The sequence below is a fragment of the Citrobacter sp. Cpo147 genome (genome assembly GCF_030332405.1).
In the GTDB taxonomy this organism is placed as follows: domain Bacteria; phylum Pseudomonadota; class Gammaproteobacteria; order Enterobacterales; family Enterobacteriaceae; genus Citrobacter; species Citrobacter portucalensis.
This window is the reverse complement of the sequence record NZ_JAOWHX010000033.1, coordinates 534,516-551,999: the sequence shown is the minus strand read 5'-3', so window position 1 is coordinate 551,999 and position 17,484 is coordinate 534,516. Positions and strand designations below refer to the sequence as shown.

Sequence of the window (17,484 nt, the reverse complement as noted above, 5' to 3'; positions counted from 1 at the left end):
CATGCAGCCTGACCTGCACAGCCGCGCGCTCGCGGCTCACACTTTGCACCAATTTAGAACCTTATCCCCGCTCACACACTGTATGACCAATGAGGTCGTGCAAAGCTTTACCGCCAATACATTACTGGCGCTGGGCGCATCGCCTGCGATGGTGATCGAGCCTGAGGAAGCCAGCCAATTCGCCGCTATTGCCAGTGCATTGCTGGTTAATGTCGGCACCTTAACTCGGGAACAGGCCGCGGCGATGCGTGCCGCAGTTAAGCAGGCTCATCATGCTAAAACCCCGTGGACGCTCGATCCCGTTGCCGTAGGTGCGCTTGAGTTTCGCCGTCACTTCTGCCTGGAATTATTGTCACTACAGCCTGCTGCTATTCGTGGCAACGCTTCGGAAATACTTGCTCTGGCCGGCATGAACGGTGGTGGACGCGGCGTGGATACAACCGATACGGCTGTTGCTGCGCTTCCGGCAGCGCAGGCGCTGGCTCGTCAGATTGGGACCATTGTCGTGGTTACCGGCGAAGTGGATTACGTCACCGATGGTCAGCGTACCGTCCGCGTTGACGGCGGTGACCCGTTGATGACTCGCGTGGTGGGCACTGGATGCGCTCTTTCAGCGGTTGTTGCGGCCAGTTGTGCCTTGCGTGGTGACCGACTTGATAACGTCGCCTCCGCCTGTAGTTGGATGAAACAGGCCGGGCAAATAGCCACCGAGCAATCAAACGGACCGGGTAGCTTTGTCCCGGCATTTCTCGACGCCCTCTATAACCTGAACGCCCAGGAGCAAGCATGAAACGGATTAACGCATTAACGATCGCCGGAACCGACCCAAGCGGTGGCGCGGGTATTCAGGCTGATTTAAAAACCTTCTCGGCGCTGGGCGCTTACGGCTGTTCGGTTATCACGGCGTTGGTGGCGCAAAATACGCGCGGGGTGCAGTCGGTGTATCGTATTGAACCTGATTTTGTCGCCGCGCAGCTGGATTCGGTGTTGAGTGATGTGCGTATTGATACGACTAAGATCGGTATGTTGGCGGAGACGGACATTGTCGAAGCTGTCGCCGAACGTTTACGTCGCCATCGGGTACAAAATGTGGTGCTGGACACGGTGATGTTGGCGAAAAGCGGCGATCCATTGCTGTCTCCCTCGGCGGTAGAGACGCTGCGTACCCGTTTGCTGCCGCAGGTTTCGATTATCACCCCTAATTTACCGGAAGCGGCGGCGTTGCTCGGGGCATCGCATGCGCAGACTGAGCAGGAGATGTTAGAGCAGGGAAGGGCGCTACGGGCGTTGGGCTGCGAGGCGGTGTTGATGAAGGGCGGTCATCTGGATGATGCACAAAGCCCCGACTGGCTCTTTACTCGCGATGGTGAGCAGCGTTTTACCGCACCAAGGGTGATGACCAAAAATACCCATGGCACCGGTTGTACGCTATCGGCGGCGTTGGCAGCCCTGCGTCCGCGCCATAACAACTGGGCCGATACCGTACAGGAAGCCAAACTGTGGCTTTCAGCGGCGCTGGCACAGGCCGACACGCTGGAAGTTGGCGAAGGAATCGGTCCGGTCCATCATTTCCACGCGTGGTGGTAATGGGTATACTGGCTGCAGAAACGGCGGCCAGGAAAAAGATAAATGGAACAAGCGCATACCCAGCTTATCGCACAACTGAATGAACGTATTTCAGCGGCGGATAACACGCCGCTGTATATGAAATTTGCGCAGACGGTGAAGAATGCTGTGCGCAGTGGGATCCTGGAGCACGGCAATATCCTGCCCGGCGAGCGCGACCTCAGCCAGTTGACCGGCGTTTCTCGGATTACGGTACGCAAGGCGATGCAGGCCCTGGAAGAAGAAGGTGTAGTAACACGTGCCCGCGGTTACGGAACGCAAATCAACAATATCTTCGAGTACTCGCTCAAAGAAGCGCGCGGTTTTTCTCAGCAGGTGGTGTTGCGCGGTAAAAAACCGGATACGTTGTGGGTCAACAAGCGCATTGTGCCTTGTCCGGAAGAGGTGGCCCAGCAGTTGGCTGTCGCCGTGGGGAGTGAGGTCTTCCTGCTCAAGCGTATTCGCTACGTTGATGAAGATGCCGTTTCTATTGAAGAGTCCTGGGTACCCGCACATCTAATTCATGATGTGGATGCCATCGGTGTTTCGCTGTATGACTATTTTCGTAGCCAGCATATTTTCCCACAGCGTACGCGCTCACGCGTTAGCGCCAGAATGCCGGATGCAGAGTTCCAGGCGCACATTCAAATGGATAGCAAAGTGCCGGTACTGGTGATCAAGCAGGTAGCGCTTGACCAGCAGCAACGGCCTATTGAATACAGCATCAGTTACTGTCGTAGCGATCTATACGTCTTTGTGTGCGAGGAGTAGTTCCTCGCGCGACGGGGCGCAATCGCCGCCGCGATGCCCAACTACCCAGGACGCCACCGCGTTACCTAACAGCACTGAGTCGGCCAGCGTCCAGCCAGCCGCCAGCCCAGCCAGCATGCCGCCAGCGTGGCTGTCACCTGCGCCAATGGTATCAACGACCGCCGTTGCAAATGCCGGTACGCAGCCGGATGTCTGTGCGCTGAAATACCATGCGCCGTCTTTATCGTGACGCACGACCACCGGTGCGGTGAAACGCTGCACCCATTCTGCGCCAAAACCTTCCACATCCTGACTCAATGCAAACCGCTCGGCAGCAATTTCCGCCTCCTGACGATTAAGTGACACCAGCGGACGGCAGGCCATAATTCGTGCCAGTAAAGGCTCAGGAATGTCGCCGATGCGCGGGCCAAAATCGATAAACGGTGTCACCTCTTCCAGACCTTCCAGCCACTGCACCAGCAATTCACCGCACGGGGACGCTAGCTGATAACCCGAAAGATACAACAGGCTATGACGCGGGATATCCAGCTGTGCCAGCCAGGCGGCATTCCACTGATTCTCAACGCCGCTAAAAGACATAAAGGTACGCTCGCCATCCGGCTCCACCAGCGCCAGACACCAGCCGTTATCGCCTTCGGCATTGTCGATCCGGCTGTGCAGTCCCTCTTTTGCCATCCGGTTGCGGATAATGTCGGCCCACACTCCCTGACCCAGCGGTAGAGCATTGCAGGCATCGATACCTAAACGCTTAAGCGTGACGGCGATATTGAGTGCGCAGCCGCCAACGTTAACACTTTGCTGCTTGAGCTCGATGTCACAGCCGCGCCAGGGGAGGGCATACGCATCGGCAATGACATCAATCACCGCCGCACCCACCACCGTTACTGGCCGCCGTGTACGTAACTGCGAGAGAAGTTGTTGCAGATGCGTGTTGCTCATAGCGCCTCCCGCTGCTCACGCAGTCGCATTAACCCACTGGCGTAGCGGGTAAAGTCCAACTGATTAACCGCATCCAACTCCTGCTTCAATGCTGGGTTGATCGCGCTCACGCCGTGTAATGCACCACAAATGGCGGTTGCCATCGCCCCGATGGTGTCGGTATCGCCGCCGAGGTTCGCGCACAGAATGGCGCAGCGGTTTGGATCGGTCTGCGCCAGTTCGACCATGGCGATGGCGCAAGGCACGGACTCAATGGTGCTGGTTCCTGCACCCACAACCTGATACAGCTGCTCGCTGGCGGACTCTACGCCATCGGCGTTACGCACGATTTTCAGCGCCAGTTCAAGGCGTGCACAAAGCGATGCGCTAAAAGTAGTGATTCGTTTTTGCTGCGCATGCAGGGCAATGGCAGGTAGCGCGTCGACAATCTCCGGCCATGTCCCTCCGTCGATGGCGCGCGATACCGCCCACGCGACGACAACAGCACCCGCGATAGCCAGATCCGATTTATGCGTCGGGCTGGAGGCCAGTGCCACATCATCGATAAAGGCATCAAGGTCGCGGGCGGGCAGCAGGCATCCCAGCGGGGAAACGCGCATTGCCGCACCGTTGGTCACGCCGTTGTTTTCCAGTTCGGCGACCGGTTTACCGTCACGAATGGCTTTTAACGCAATTTTCGAGGTCGGGCCGAGCACGTTTTTATTAAAAGCATCAAACTGCTCGGCCCAGGCCAGAATATTGCGACCAATAACGTCAGGCACAATTTCGCCGTCGCACTCAAGTAGGGCATCTGCCAGACACAGTGCCATGGACGTGTCATCAGTGAACTCCGCCTGGTTAAAATAGCAGGCGGCATTATTTTCCGCAGGGCCGGGCAAAAAACGGTCGATCCAACCGAAGTGTGCTTTTACCCGGGTTCTTGGCCACAGTTCCGACGGCATGCCCATCGCATCCCCTAACGCCTGCCCATAAAGAGCACCGAGAATACGTTCTGCTTTCATTTTACTTCCCCTTGTTTCAACGCTATATCGCGATCGTCCACCTTAATGGCGGTGATTTCTTTGTCTGATTCGCGAAAGAAAATCATGAACAACACGGCAATGATGGCAATCATGACCGCGCCAAATCCCCACATGCCAGCCCAGTTAAAGGTGAGACCATTAACGGGCTCCTGATAAGCAAACATTTTTTCCATCATCACGCCGCCCAGACGGTACCCGAGCAGGCTGCCGAATCCCTGACAGCAGAGGGTGATAAGCCCTTGCGCTGCGGTGCGCATGTGGACCGGCGCTTTTTTATCGACATAGATGTAAGCCGTGACGTAATAGAAGTCGTAACTGACGCCGTGCAGCAGAATGCCGAGAAACAGCAGGGCGTAAGTGAAATATTCTTCCGCACCGCCGTAAACGAAAAATCCGTAGCGGATCGCCGCAGTAATAAGACCAAGCAACAACACCTTTTTAATACCAAAGCGTTTGGTGAAAAACGGTAGCGCCAGCATGAAGAAGATTTCAGAGAACTGGCCCAGCGTCATCCAGCCGGTGGCGTTTTTCATTCCGACTTCTGTCAGATAGCCGTTGGCGAAGATGTAATAGAACGCCAGTGGCATCGCAAACAGGAAAGAGCAAAAGAAGAAGACGAGGAAGTTCTTATCGCGCAGCAGGATCAGCGCATCCAGACCCAGCATAACTTTGAAATCCATTTTGCCGGTACTTTTTGGCGGCGTATCCGGTAAAAAGAAGGCAAAAACACCTAACAATGCGGAGCTTCCGGCAGTGATAAGCAGGGGAATATTGGTGGGTGAGATGTCGTTATAGCCAAGCATTTGCGGTAAGAAACCGCAGGCCAAACCGGAGGCAATCCAGCCAATGGTGCCCATCACGCGGATGCGCGGGAAATCACGTTCAACATCCGGTACGTTGGCAAAAGCAATACTGTTGGTCAGCGCAATCGTCGGCATATAGGTCAACGAATAGGCCAGTAACAGCGGGAAGAATCCGCTGAAGGTGGTTTGCTGGGCGGCGAAGTACATCAGAATAGCGCCGACGAACATCAACACCGCCAGTACTTTTTGCGCGGAGAAAAAGCGATCAGTGATTGAACCGACCAGAATGGGCGACAGGATCGCCGCAATGGCGGTGCAGGCGTAGGACCAGCCTATCTCTCCGGCACTAAAGCCACTTTTACTCAGCCACAGCCACAGTGGTACAAACCAGGCGCCCCAGATAAACCACTCTACAAACATCATGAACGACAGCTTAACTGTAGTTTTCATCTTTAAATCCTTCATGACAGGTAAGGTACGTGCTGATAGTACCATTCAATAATACCTTTAAAATACCTTTGAGATTAAACTTTGACCGTCTTAACATTATTTTTTCCTGAATCGAGCCAGCAGAAGTTGCTGAAAAGTGCGCTAAAGATGGAAAAAAAGCGCAGTCGGTACCAGGCTTAATGCTGCCCGCAAAAAGGCGGGTCAGGACAATCCATATTCCGGTTTTAAACCGGAACTTACGGGAGCATAGCTATGACTGATATTGCGCAGTTGCTTGGCAAAGATGCCGACAGCCTTTTACAGCATCGTTGTATGACCATTCCTTCTGACCAACTTTACCTGCCTGGACATGATTACGTCGATCGCGTAATGGTGGATAACAATCGGCCGCCTGCCGTGCTGCGTAATATGCAGACGCTGTATAACACGGGGCGACTTGCCGGGACAGGGTATCTGTCGATCCTACCGGTGGATCAGGGGGTAGAGCATTCTGCTGGGGCTTCGTTTGCCGCTAACCCGCTGTACTTTGATCCGAAGAATATTGTGGAGTTGGCTATCGAAGCAGGGTGCAACTGCGTGGCATCGACTTACGGTGTGCTGGCTTCTGTCTCCCGCCGCTACGCGCACCGTATCCCGTTCCTCGTTAAAATTAACCACAATGAAACGCTCAGCTATCCGAATACCTTTGACCAGACGCTGTATGCCAGCGTAGAGCAGGCGTTCAATATGGGTGCGGTTGCGGTAGGGGCAACCATATATTTCGGTTCTGAGGAATCTCGCCGCCAGATTGAAGAGATTTCAGCAGCGTTTGAGCGCGCCCATGAGTTGGGTATGGTTACCGTGCTGTGGGCGTATCTGCGTAACTCCGCGTTTAAAAAAGATGGCGTGGATTACCATGTTTCCGCCGATCTTACCGGGCAGGCTAACCATCTGGCTGCCACTATCGGAGCGGATATCGTTAAGCAAAAAATGGCGGAAAATAACGGCGGGTATAAAGCGGTTAATTTTGGCTACACCGACGATCGCGTCTATACCAAGTTGACCAGCGAGAATCCAATTGACCTGGTGCGTTACCAACTGGCGAACTGTTATATGGGACGTGCCGGGTTAATTAACTCTGGCGGGGCGGCCGGCGGCGACACCGACCTGAGCGATGCAGTGCGTACGGCGGTTATTAACAAACGTGCGGGTGGTATGGGGCTGATTCTGGGGCGTAAAGCGTTCAAGAAAACCATGGCCGACGGCGTTAAGTTGATTAACGCCGTACAGGACGTTTATCTGGACAGCAAAGTCACTATTGCCTGATCCCTCGGATTGTTGTTGGGTTAGCGCAACAGCGGACAACCCGGCGGCAGTCTGCAACGTAGCGCAGCGGGCAAGATTTCAATATGAAACTCTTGTCCGCTGAGCGGTTCGCCATCGAGATTAAAGGTAATTTCGTGCGGGGCGCAGATATCAAACCACGACGATGCGCCGTCAATAATATTAGGGTTGTCTTCGGATTGCGTTAATGCCGAAAGCAGCCCTGGCAGTAGTTCCTCGCCGGTAAAAATGCGCAGTTGCAGCAGACCGTCGTTGATTAGCGCCGTTGGGCAAAGCTGTTGCCCACCACCAGCCTGGCGACCGTTACCGATACCAATCACCAGCGCCTTACCCTGCCAGTGAAAATCTTCCCCACGAATGTCACAGATGTCGGGCTTGAGCGTATCCATGCGCATTAATCCGTGAATAAAATACGATACACCGCCCAGTGCGGCCTTGAGTTTTTCCGGCGTTTCGGTGGTGATACGCGTGCCAAATCCGCCAGTCGCCATGTTGATAAAACAGGTTTTATCGTTGACCTGTACCATGTCGATCTCAGTCGCATTTGCGGCAATAGCCAGCTTTAACGCCTTATCAAGGTCGTCGGGTATACCAACGCTGGTGGCAAAGTCATTCGCCGTTCCCAACGGTAAAATACCCAGCGCCGGAATATTGCCGCCCTGCGACTGGATAAGCGCCGTCGAAACTTCGTTTATTGTGCCGTCGCCGCCGCCGGCTATTACCGTTTCAACGCCTAGCTGACGAGCTTCATCAACGTAGCGTTGGGCATCGCCTTTTTCCCAGGTCACGCGAACATGGATTTCCACGCCTTCATCGCGAAGCTTCGCAATGGCATCACGCAGGGGGAGATTATCAGCACTTTTTCCATTGAGGATCAGTAAACTGGCAGGGAACGCTATCATCCGTTTGCCTCACTTTTTTTCGTTTTAACAAGTGTATGCCAGGAAAGCATTTATGGCGTAAGAACTGACTGAAAGCGCAGGCGAAGAGATAAAAAAAGCCGCAGAGCGCGGCTTTTCAGATTGAGCAGACGTTACTGCGGGAACCATTGGTCGCTGATTTTCTGGTACGTGCCGTCAGCTTTGATGGCCGCCAGCGCGCTGTTCAGTTTTTCCAGCAGGGCTTTGTTATCCGGGCGAACCGCGATGCCAAGGCCAGTACCGAAATATTGCGGATCGGTTACTTTGTCAGTGGCGACGCCTAACTGCGGGTTGGTTTTTAGCCATTCGTTAACCACAGCAGTATCGCCAAATACGCCATCAATACGGCCATTTTTCAGGTCGATAATCGCATTCTGATAGCTATCATAGGCCACAGTTTTCACCTCAGGATGTTTATCCTGCAGGTATTTCTGATGGGTGGTGCCGTTTTCCATACCGATGCGCTTACCTTTCAGGTCGGCAAAGGTTTTATAGGTGTCTTTTTTCGCAATCACCAGCGCGGAGTTGGCATAGTAAGGCTGAGTAAATGCAACCTGCTTGCTACGCTCAGGTGTGATATCCATTCCGGAAATTACCGCATCATATTTCTTGAATTTCAGCGCGGGGATCAGGCTGTCGAAAGCGTGATTGGTGAAAGTACATTCTGCCTGCATTTGTTTGCACAGCGCCGTTGCCAGGTCGATGTCAAAACCGACAATTTTATTGCTTGCGTCCAGTGATTCAAATGGCGGATATGTGGCTGATACACCGAAACTAATTTTATCAGCAGCTGAGGCGCCAGCGGCGAAAGTAGCAAGTAATGCGGCCAGTACTAACTTTTTCATGGTGGAACTCCCGTCTGTCAATCTTATGATTATTACCGTGTCTGCGGCGTGGAGTAACAATGCCATTTAATGAATTTATATGCAATAAAAATGATTAAATATTTTTATTGGTGTGAAAAAAGACGGACAATTTAGGTTGTTGTCCGTCTTTATGTTTTTTACTTATGCACATTTGCTGGATGGCGGTGCTAGCACCTTATCCGGCCTACAAAAGGTGCATGAACCGTAGGCCTGATAAGCGTAGCGCCATCAGGCATATGCTTAATTCCGGTGTTCAAACGCCAGCGCTTTACGTTCGATTAAGCGCATCATCAGCGTCAGCAAGCCGTTGACGATCAGGTAAATCACACCCGCGGCACCGAAGACCATAACGTCATAAGTACGACCGTACAGCAGTTGGCTATAACCCATGACTTCCATCAGCGTGATGGTGTAAGCCAGTGAGGTACTTTTAAATACCAGCACCACTTCGTTGGAATACGAGGAGAGGGCGCGTTTAAAGGCATACGGCAACAGAATCGCCAGCGTATCCTTTTTGCTCATCCCTAACGCTCCGCAGGACTGCCACTGACCTTCCGGGATTGCACGAATAGCGCCGTAGAACAGTTGCGTAGTGTAGGCCGCACTGTTTAACGACAGCGCAATTAAGGCGCATAACCAGGGTTCAGAGAGCAGATGCCACAGTACCGGATATTCTTGCAATGCCGGAAACTGTCCAGGTCCGTAGTAGATCAGGAAGATTTGCACCAGCAGCGGTGTACCGGTAAACAGCGTGATATACGCGCGTACCAGCCACACCAGCACCGGCGTTTTCAGCGTCAGGATGACGGTGAAGATTAGCGCCAGCACCAGAGCAACCACGATGGAGGCGACCGTCAGTGTCAGGCTGGTATGCAGCCCTTTCAACAATTCAGGTAAATAATCAAGCATCAGCCTGGTCTCCGCTCAAAACGTGTCGCGCGCAGGTCAATGCGTTTGAGAATGTACTGACTCACCAGCGTAATCACCAGGTAAATAGCGGCCGCCACAATGTACCAGGTAAACGGCTCCTGGGTGCGGGTGGCAATACTCTTGGTTTGCAACATCAGATCGTTCACGCTGATAAGGCTGACCAGCGCGGTATCTTTCAGCAATACCAGCCACTGGTTACCCAGTCCCGGTAAGGCATGACGCCACATCTGCGGCATCACCAGACGAAAGAAGATCGCGGCTTTAGACAAACCCAACGCCTGACCTGATTCCCATTGTCCGAGTGGTACGGCCTTCAGCGCGCCACGCAGCGTTTGCGACGCGTAAGCGGCGTACAATAATGACAGTGCAATGACACCGCACAGGAACGGGCTGACGTCGAAGTTTTCGATCTGCATCTGAACCGGGATTTGTACAAACCCGAGATTGATCGTAAAGCCATCGGCCAGCGTCAGCAGCAATTGTGAGGAACCGAAATAGATAAACAGAACCACCAGGATTTCTGGCAGACCGCGCAGGATGGTGACCAGGGCCGAGCCCGCCCATGCCACCGGGCGCCATTTTACTGACTCCCAGACGGCAAAAAACATGGCGAGTGCAAGGCCAATGATCAGCGCACAAACGGCAAGGCCGACGGTCATCCCGGCGGCGCTTGCTAAAGGAAAAAATTCATTCATCAAATATTACTTCTGGAACCATTTGTTGTAGATGGTCTCGTAAGTCCCATCTTTCTTCACTTTTTCCAGCGCAGCGTTAAATTTCTGCTGCAGCTCGGTATTGCCCTGGCGTACCGCGATGCCCAGACCTGTACCGAAGTAATCTTTATCCGTGACTTTGTCACCAACCGCGGCAAGCTTAGGATTGTCTTTCAGCCACTCGGTTACTACTGCGGTATCACCAAAGACGCCGTCAATACGACCGTTTTGCAGATCGAGTTTGGCATTCTGGTAGCTGTCATACGGCACAGTGGTCACTTCCGGATGTTTATCCATGATGAATTTCTGGTGCGTGGTACCGTTTTGAACGCCGACTTTTTTACCTTTCAGCTGGTCGATGCTGGTGTATTTACCCTGCTGGCCCACAAACAGCGCAGAGTTGTCGTAGTAAGGGGTGGTGAACAGCACCTGTTTTTCACGCTCAGGCGTGATGTCCATACCGGCCATCACCGCGTCAAAACGACGGAATTTCAGGCTCGGAATCAGGCTGTCGAAGGCCTGATTGGTGAAGGTACAAGTAGCGTCAATCTCTTTACACAGCGCGTTTGCCAGATCAACGTCAAAACCTACGATCTTGTTATTCGCATCGATAGATTCAAACGGAGGATAAGACGCTTCGGTGGCGAAACGAATGGTTTGGGCTGCGGTAGCGGAAAGACTAAAACCTGCGATTAGCGCGGCAATCAGAACTTTTTTCATTGTATTGTCCCGAATCTTAGTGAGAAAGATAGTTTTTAAACGCTTCGGTTTGCGGGTTGGCAAAGCAGCTCGCATCCCCAAACTCGACGATGTGACCGTTTTCCATATACACCACACGACTGGCCGTTTTACGTGCAACTTCCACTTCGTGGGTGACGATCACCTGAGTAATATTGGTTTCCGCCAGTTCGCGAATGATGCTGACGATTTGGGCGGTAATTTCCGGGTCAAGCGCGGCGGTCGGTTCATCAAACAGCAGCACCTGCGGTTCCATCATCAACGCGCGGGCAATGGCTACACGCTGTTGCTGGCCACCGGAAAGATGTAATGGGTAACGATCGCTGTAAGGCTTGAGGCGCAGACGTTCCAGCAGTTTCTCGGCGCGCGCCATCGCTTGCTCTTTTGTCAGACCCAGTACGCGGCAGGGCGCTTCAATCAGGTTCTGCACCACCGTGAGATGCGGCCAGAGATTATATTGCTGAAAGACCATGCCCACGTTCTGACGCAGATCCCGAATGGCTTTATCTGACGGGGTCTTCGTGAAGTCGAAACGGTTGCCCGCAATAGAGAGCGTGCCCGAGCGCGGCATCTCAAGCAGGTTGAGTACGCGCAGCAGCGAGCTTTTCCCGGCTCCACTTGGGCCAAGTAACACCAGTGTTTCACCCTGAGGGCAATCCAGCGTGATATCGAACAGCGCCTGATGTGCGCCGTAGAAGCAGTTAATGCCGTTTAATTGAATACTCATTGACACTCGATACTGGCAGTCTGATAGCTATTGAAGCCGCAGATACTACCTTTGACAGAATAGTTATGCAATATTTATGCGTTAAAAGTTAAATGCAAACCGCATTCTTCTCTAAACATAGCACAAAATAGCGAGGTCACCAGTGGGTAAGAATAATTGTCGGCATTCTATGCAGAATGCCAGACAATTTATGGGGGTTATGATTTAAGCGTGTGAATGGGGCGGTTAGCGGTTTTCGACAGACTGGCGCAACGTCCCGGCTGGCGCGTGTACGCTGCCGCCCAGATAGCGTACATCATCAACGACCCAGCACTGACCTTCACGGATCATCAGCACTTCATCACGCCAGCTTTGGTCACCCTGTTTCAGCTCTACGCGCAGCGGAATGTTGCGTGCATCACTATTCGGAATAGTCGATGCGCTGGCGACACTGGCGCTGTCTGGTAACGTAGCGCGACTGGAGAACGGATCGCTGTTAAACAGGTCGCGGTGTGCATTATCGCGGCTGGCGTCGGTCAGCAGTTTAGCCAGATTGTCGCTCAGGTACGGACGAAGGGCGGTAATGTCATTGTTTCGATGCTGAATACGGTAATCATAGAATTGTTGAGCCACGCTGTCTGGCCCACCTTCTATGCATGAACCACTACGTGTGCCGTTATCTTTATAGACCGGCGTCACGGTAGTACAGGCGCTGAGAAGAAGTGCACAGGGAACCAGCAGAGAGAGTTTCGAGTAGCGCATAATGATTTCCTTATTAGCTTTCTACGATTAGTGTTCTACGTTGATAGAATATATCCTTTCAATGATAGTGGATCGGTTCGATAATGCTTTTGAGATCGTGCTCTTAGCGCAAAAAGGAGATTAACCATGCAGTTTTCGACAACCCCTACGCTGGAAGGACAGAGCATCGTGGAATACTGCGGTGTTGTTACCGGTGAAGCCATTTTAGGCGCGAATATCTTCCGCGATTTCTTCGCCGGCATTCGCGATATTGTCGGTGGTCGCTCCGGCGCGTATGAAAAAGAGCTGCGTAAAGCGCGTGAAATTGCTTTTCAGGAGCTGGGCGAACAGGCGAAAGCGCTGGGTGCTGATGCGGTGGTCGGTATCGATATCGATTACGAAACCGTAGGCAAAGACGGTAGCATGCTGATGGTGAGCGTCAGCGGTACCGCGGTGAAAACTCGCCGATGAAACGTCTGTTGTGTCTGCTGGCATTTACGCTGTTGCTGGTGGGATGTGCTGGCGAAAAAGGGATTGTCGACAAAGACGGGTATCAGTTAGATACCCGCCGACAGGCACAGGCTGCTTATCCGCGCATTAAAGTGCTGGTTATCCATTACACGGCCGATGATTTTGACTCTTCTCTGGCTACGCTGACCGATAAAAACGTCAGTTCGCACTATTTGATCCCAGCAGTGCCGCCGCTTTACCATGGTAAGCCGCGTATCTGGCAACTGGTGCCGGAAAAAGATCTGGCCTGGCATGCGGGGATTAGCTTCTGGCGCGGCGCTACGCGTATTAACGATACCTCAATTGGCATTGAGCTGGAAAACCGCGGCTGGCAAAAATCAGCGGGCAGCAAGTATTTTGCGCCGTTTGAGCCCGCGCAGATTCAGGCGTTAGTCCCATTGGCGAAAGATATCATCGCCCGCTACGACATAAAACCGCAAAACGTGGTGGCTCATGCAGACATTGCGCCGCAGCGTAAGGACGATCCCGGTCCGCTGTTTCCGTGGCAAGCACTGGCCGTTCAGGGCATTGGCGCATGGCCGGATGCTCAGCGTGTGGCATTTTATCTCGCCGGACGAGCGCCCCATACGCCGGTAGAAACCGCGTCATTGCTCGATCTACTGTCACGCTATGGCTATGAGGTAAAACCCGAGATGACGCCGCGTGAACAGCAGCGGGTGATTATGGCGTTCCAGATGCACTTCCGCCCGACGTTGTGGAATGGCGTGGCGGACGCGGAAACACAGGCGATTGCCGAAGCATTACTGGAGAAATACGGGCAGGGTTAACGCAGACACCAATGCCTGATGGCGCTTCGCTTATCAGGCCTACGGTTAATTTGGCAGGTATTTGTGGCGCTTGTGCCGCCACCCTGCAATGGATATCAGCCTAACGCGGCAGCTTACCGTGGTCGCGCAGCCAGGCCGCGGTACGCTCAATCCCTTCATCCAGCGTCACAACGGGCTGATAACCTAACTCTTCCTGAGCGCGGCTGGTATCCAGCGTAAAGTCAAAATTTAGCTTCGAAACGCCGTAATGCGTAAGCTTTGGCTCTTTCGCCGATTTATTGCCTAAGCGCTCCATGCTGCGGGCAATCATGTCCAGCATCGGGTAGGGCACGGAGCGGATACGGCAGTCAATATTCAGCTCGTCGATAAGTTTCTGCACAATACTGCGCAGGGTGCGATGTTCACCGTTGGTTATATTGTACGCACGACCCGACGGCAGCATATCGCAGGCTTCCTGACTCGCCAGCCACATCGCGTGAACTGCGTTCTCGTAATAGGTCATATCCACCAGCGCACTCCCGCCGTGCGGCAACAGGATACTGCCGTAGTGGTACATCATATGGGCGAGGCGGGGAATAAAGACTTTATCGTGAGGTCCGAACAAGCTTTGCGGGCGCAAGACAGTAAAGCGAGTCTGCGGATTGGCCTGGGCGAGCAGCGCAATCACCTCTTCTCCAGCCGCTTTGCTGCGGGCGAATTCATTGGCGAAGCGATGGGGACGGAAGTCTTCTTTGATATCGCGATGATGGTGATAATCAAAATACAGCGACGGAGAGGAGATATGAATAAAGTTACGTACGCCCCAGGCTACGGCCCACTCGCCCAGACGGCGGGTAGCACGAACGTTGGCCAGATCAAAAGCTTCCTGAGTTCCCCATGGAGAGGTGAAACTGGAGCAGTGCCACAGCGTGTCAATGCCGGCAAGCATCACTTTTGCCTGCGAAGAAACCAGCTCGGTCAAATCCGCATGCACAAATTCTGCGCCCATTTTCTCCAGCAGCTTGCCCATCGCTTCGTTGCGACCGGTGGCTCTGACGCTGACGCCTTTGCTGCATAAAAACTCAACCGCGTTTCGGCCCAAGCCGCTGGTGGCTCCGGTAACCAGTACCTTCATATCAATCCACTGTGTTTAAAAAACGTCGTGCGCATTCTTCCGTGAATTACGCCTGTATGCAATGGGAAACATGAAAGAATACAGGCTCTTTTTATCATTAGTCTGTGATTTGTTCTGCAAGTTTGGCTATACGCTTCGCCATCCCCCTGAAAATGAACAGGTGGGCGGGGATCATCAACAGCCAGTAGAAGAGGCCAGGCATACCGTGCGGATGCCACCACGCGCGTACATCAATGCGTCGGTGGTCACCTTTATCTTCCAGTGTGAAGCTCAGGCGACCCAGTCCCGGCGCTTTCATCCCAAACAGCAGCGTCAGCTGTTTCTCCGGCTCAACGATGATGACTTTCCAGCTATCAACGGTATCGCCAACTTGCAATAGTGGGTGTTTGGGACGACCTTTTGCCAGCTTATGGCCGACCAGCAGGTCCAACGCCGCGCGCGTCTTCCATAGAATATTGCCAAAGAAATAGCCTTCTTTGCCGCCGAGTCGATTCACAACCTGCCACAGTGCTTTTGTGCTGGCAGAGGTTTCAACGCTAAAGCCAGCTTGTTTGGCGAAATAGCCATATTCTGGACGCCAGCGGGCAAACGCCTGTGCGTCGTAACCCCAGTCGCTGGAGTTGACCAGCTTCTCTTCTTCCTTCAAAGTGCTGCGCACCGCGTCATCAAAGGCAATCAGTTTTTGTGGGATCAGCGCACGTAATTCGGTGTCATCAGCCAGCAGGTCGTGTTTTAAGCCCTGGATCAGCGCTTTGGCCGTGGTCGGCGGCACTGACGTAATGACGTTCAAAAACCAGACCGAAATCCAGCGGGTAGGGAAGGGGATGGGGATGAGCAGGCGATGTTTACCGCTGACCGCCATAAAATGCTCGAACTGTTCCTGATAGCTCAACACCTGCGGCCCGGCGGCTTCGAGGACGCGGTGATGCTGTGTGGGATGATCCAGCAACGCCACCAGGTAGTACATTAAATTCTCCAGCGCGATAGGTGTGGTACGCGAGCGTACCCAGCGTGGAGGGGTGAGAACCGGCAGGTTGTAAACCATATCGCGCATGACTTCAAAGGCAGCGGAACCCGCTCCCACGATAATGCCCGCGCGCAATTCCGTCATTGGCACGCCTGACTCGCGCAGGGTGTCTGCGGTTATCTGTCGCGCACGCAGATGATCGGATTGTTCATGCCGGGGAGCCTGCAATGAGCTCAGGAAAATAAGCTGTTTAACTGGCGTATTACGCAGCGCATCGCGCACGTTCATCGCCACCTGACGTTCGTGGGCGATAAAATCACCGCCTTCGCCCATACCATGAACCAGATAATAAACCGTATCAACACCCGTCAGCAGCGGGGTGAGGTTTTCTGGCCAATTCAAATCGACCTTGTGGCAACTGACATTGGGCAGTTGCTGCTTTTCCAACCGTTCAATGCGACGTGCCGCAGCCAACACCTGATGCCCTTGCTGACTGAGCGCCTGTACCAAATGCTGACCAATGTAGCCACTGGCGCCAAGAACCAAAATCCGTTGCGGCACGCCCATCTCCTTATTGGGTTAAAAAAGCGCGCCAGTGGGCGACGACTTCAGCAAGTTGTTCACGCGATACGTCCAGGTGCATCACCAGGCGCACAATTGGGGAGGCGTTAATCAGCACGCCTTGCGCTTTCATATATTCGCCCAGCGCGGCAGCGTGCTCTTCGCCAACGCGAACAAACAGCATATTTGTGTCGTGGCGCATGACGTCCGCCCCTGCTTCGCGCAGCTGCTCCGCCATCCAGGCGGCGTTGTCATGGTCTTCCTGCAAACGCGCCACGTTATTTTTCAGCGCATACAGTCCGGCTGCTGCCAGAATACCGGCCTGACGCATTCCGCCGCCGGTCATTTTGCGCCAGCGAATAGCGCGTTTGATGTACTCGTGGCTGCCGACCAGCAGTGAACCAACGGGGGTGCCGAGGCCTTTGGAGAGGCAAATGGTGAACGAATCACAGTATTGCGTGACATCTTTAAGTTCACAGCCGTAGGCGACGATGGCGTTAAAAATACGTGCGCCGTCGACGTGCAGGGCAAGATTACGCTCACGGGTGAATTCCCAGGCGTCTTTCAGATACGCGCGCGGCAGCACTTTGCCGTTGTGGGTATTTTCCAGGCTGAGCAAGCGGGTGCGGGCAAAATGGATATCGTCCACTTTGATTTTTGCAGCCACTTTGTCCAGCGGCAGGGAGCCATCCGGTGCGGCGTCGATAGGCTGCGGTTGAATGCTACCGAGCACCGCTGCGCCACCTGCTTCGTAGAGATAGTTATGCGCGCCCTGACCGGCAATGTACTCTTCGCCACGCTGACAATGGCTGAGCAGCGCCACCAGGTTTGCCTGAGTGCCGGTGGGTAGGAAAATAGCGGCTTCTTTACCAGAAAGCTCTGCGGCGTATTGCTGGAGGGCGTTAACGGTAGGGTCGTCTCCATACACGTCATCCCCGACCGGGGCTGCCATCATCTCTTCCAGCATGGCGCGACTCGGCCGAGTGACGGTATCACTGCGTAAATCAATCATGGTGT

The 17,484-nt window shown here is 53.6% G+C and carries 19 protein-coding genes; 6 read left to right on the top strand and 13 right to left on the bottom strand.

The annotated features are described in order from the left end of the window. Position 1 precedes the first annotated feature (1 nt). The 3 genes from thiM to OGY06_RS14785 are packed head-to-tail and all read left to right on the top strand — an operon-like array spanning position 2 to position 2,376. A complete protein-coding gene (gene thiM / locus OGY06_RS14795; protein WP_286605594.1) occupies positions 2 to 790 on the top strand; it encodes a hydroxyethylthiazole kinase in 789 nt (262 codons plus the stop codon). Next, the gene (gene thiD / locus OGY06_RS14790; RefSeq protein WP_003844369.1) at positions 787 to 1,587 is read left to right on the top strand and encodes a bifunctional hydroxymethylpyrimidine kinase/phosphomethylpyrimidine kinase; all 801 of its coding nucleotides are present in this window, start codon (positions 787 to 789) and stop codon (positions 1,585 to 1,587) included. The genes thiM and thiD overlap by 4 nt, the downstream gene beginning before the upstream one ends. 42 nt (positions 1,588 to 1,629) lie before the next feature. After that, the gene (locus OGY06_RS14785; RefSeq protein WP_003834430.1) at positions 1,630 to 2,376 is read left to right on the top strand and encodes a GntR family transcriptional regulator; all 747 of its coding nucleotides are present in this window, start codon (positions 1,630 to 1,632) and stop codon (positions 2,374 to 2,376) included. Here the strand turns inward: OGY06_RS14785 and OGY06_RS14780 are convergent. From OGY06_RS14780 to OGY06_RS14770, 3 genes are read right to left on the bottom strand one after another with little or no spacing between them, the layout of a single operon-like run. Then, complete coding sequence (locus tag OGY06_RS14780) at positions 2,350 to 3,315, bottom strand: PfkB family carbohydrate kinase (protein ID WP_063940502.1); 966 nt, start codon at positions 3,313 to 3,315, stop codon at positions 2,350 to 2,352. The two genes, OGY06_RS14785 and OGY06_RS14780, sit on opposite strands and share 27 nt — an antisense overlap. Next, the gene (locus OGY06_RS14775) at positions 3,312 to 4,316 is read right to left on the bottom strand and encodes an ADP-ribosylglycohydrolase family protein (protein WP_003834426.1); all 1,005 of its coding nucleotides are present in this window, start codon (positions 4,314 to 4,316) and stop codon (positions 3,312 to 3,314) included. The genes OGY06_RS14780 and OGY06_RS14775 overlap by 4 nt, the downstream gene beginning before the upstream one ends. Further along, positions 4,313 to 5,590, bottom strand: a complete 1,278-nt coding sequence (locus OGY06_RS14770; RefSeq protein WP_003834424.1) for a nucleoside permease — start codon at positions 5,588 to 5,590, stop codon at positions 4,313 to 4,315. Before OGY06_RS14770 ends, OGY06_RS14775 begins: the two co-directional genes overlap by 4 nt. A gap of 252 nt (positions 5,591 to 5,842) precedes the next feature. Between OGY06_RS14770 and fbaB the strand changes: the two genes are divergently transcribed. Further along, positions 5,843 to 6,895 (top strand): class I fructose-bisphosphate aldolase, encoded by a 1,053-nt coding sequence (gene fbaB, locus OGY06_RS14765; protein WP_003834421.1) that lies wholly within the window; start codon positions 5,843 to 5,845, stop codon positions 6,893 to 6,895. Between the two features lie 20 nt (positions 6,896 to 6,915). Here fbaB and yegS read toward each other — a convergent pair whose 3' ends face one another. The 7 genes from yegS to OGY06_RS14730 all read right to left on the bottom strand — a co-directional run bounded on the left by yegS (position 6,916) and on the right by OGY06_RS14730 (position 12,548). Further along, positions 6,916 to 7,815: a lipid kinase YegS gene (gene yegS, locus OGY06_RS14760; protein WP_063940501.1), complete on the bottom strand. Its 900-nt coding sequence runs from the start codon at positions 7,813 to 7,815 to the stop codon at positions 6,916 to 6,918. Positions 7,816 to 7,946: 131 nt separating this feature from the next. Further along, complete coding sequence (gene artJ / locus OGY06_RS14755) at positions 7,947 to 8,678, bottom strand: arginine ABC transporter substrate-binding protein ArtJ (RefSeq protein ID WP_003027308.1); 732 nt, start codon at positions 8,676 to 8,678, stop codon at positions 7,947 to 7,949. Between the two features lie 261 nt (positions 8,679 to 8,939). Beyond that, entirely contained in the window at positions 8,940 to 9,608 is a 669-nt protein-coding gene (gene artM / locus OGY06_RS14750) for an arginine ABC transporter permease ArtM (protein WP_003834415.1), read from the bottom strand. Then, a complete protein-coding gene (gene artQ, locus OGY06_RS14745) occupies positions 9,608 to 10,324 on the bottom strand; it encodes an arginine ABC transporter permease ArtQ (protein ID WP_003027301.1) in 717 nt (238 codons plus the stop codon). The genes artM and artQ overlap by 1 nt, the downstream gene beginning before the upstream one ends. A gap of 6 nt (positions 10,325 to 10,330) precedes the next feature. Next, the gene (gene artI / locus OGY06_RS14740) at positions 10,331 to 11,062 is read right to left on the bottom strand and encodes an arginine ABC transporter substrate-binding protein ArtI (protein ID WP_003027298.1); all 732 of its coding nucleotides are present in this window, start codon (positions 11,060 to 11,062) and stop codon (positions 10,331 to 10,333) included. Positions 11,063 to 11,078: 16 nt separating this feature from the next. After that, positions 11,079 to 11,807, bottom strand: coding sequence for an arginine ABC transporter ATP-binding protein ArtP (gene artP / locus OGY06_RS14735; protein WP_003027295.1), 729 nt, complete (start codon positions 11,805 to 11,807; stop codon positions 11,079 to 11,081). 225 nt (positions 11,808 to 12,032) lie between these two features. Beyond that, positions 12,033 to 12,548 carry a lipoprotein gene (locus tag OGY06_RS14730; RefSeq protein WP_003834409.1) on the bottom strand — a complete coding sequence of 172 codons (516 nt, stop codon included), beginning with the start codon at positions 12,546 to 12,548 and terminating at the stop codon, positions 12,033 to 12,035. A 126-nt stretch (positions 12,549 to 12,674) separates the two neighbouring features. Between OGY06_RS14730 and OGY06_RS14725 the strand changes: the two genes are divergently transcribed. Both OGY06_RS14725 and OGY06_RS14720 read left to right on the top strand, forming a co-directional pair. Beyond that, positions 12,675 to 12,998, top strand: a complete 324-nt coding sequence (locus OGY06_RS14725) for a heavy metal-binding domain-containing protein (RefSeq protein ID WP_001160725.1) — start codon at positions 12,675 to 12,677, stop codon at positions 12,996 to 12,998. Further along, positions 12,995 to 13,825: an N-acetylmuramoyl-L-alanine amidase gene (locus OGY06_RS14720; RefSeq protein ID WP_003834315.1), complete on the top strand. Its 831-nt coding sequence runs from the start codon at positions 12,995 to 12,997 to the stop codon at positions 13,823 to 13,825. The genes OGY06_RS14725 and OGY06_RS14720 overlap by 4 nt, the downstream gene beginning before the upstream one ends. A gap of 100 nt (positions 13,826 to 13,925) precedes the next feature. Here OGY06_RS14720 and OGY06_RS14715 read toward each other — a convergent pair whose 3' ends face one another. The 3 genes from OGY06_RS14715 to ltaE form a co-directional block, all read right to left on the bottom strand. Continuing rightward, positions 13,926 to 14,939: a 3-beta-hydroxysteroid dehydrogenase gene (locus tag OGY06_RS14715; RefSeq protein ID WP_063940500.1), complete on the bottom strand. Its 1,014-nt coding sequence runs from the start codon at positions 14,937 to 14,939 to the stop codon at positions 13,926 to 13,928. Between the two features lie 97 nt (positions 14,940 to 15,036). Next, a complete protein-coding gene (locus OGY06_RS14710; protein WP_003834310.1) occupies positions 15,037 to 16,467 on the bottom strand; it encodes an SDR family oxidoreductase in 1,431 nt (476 codons plus the stop codon). A 10-nt stretch (positions 16,468 to 16,477) separates the two neighbouring features. Beyond that, positions 16,478 to 17,479: a low-specificity L-threonine aldolase gene (gene ltaE, locus OGY06_RS14705; protein ID WP_126317706.1), complete on the bottom strand. Its 1,002-nt coding sequence runs from the start codon at positions 17,477 to 17,479 to the stop codon at positions 16,478 to 16,480. Positions 17,480 to 17,484: the final 5 nt, after the last annotated feature.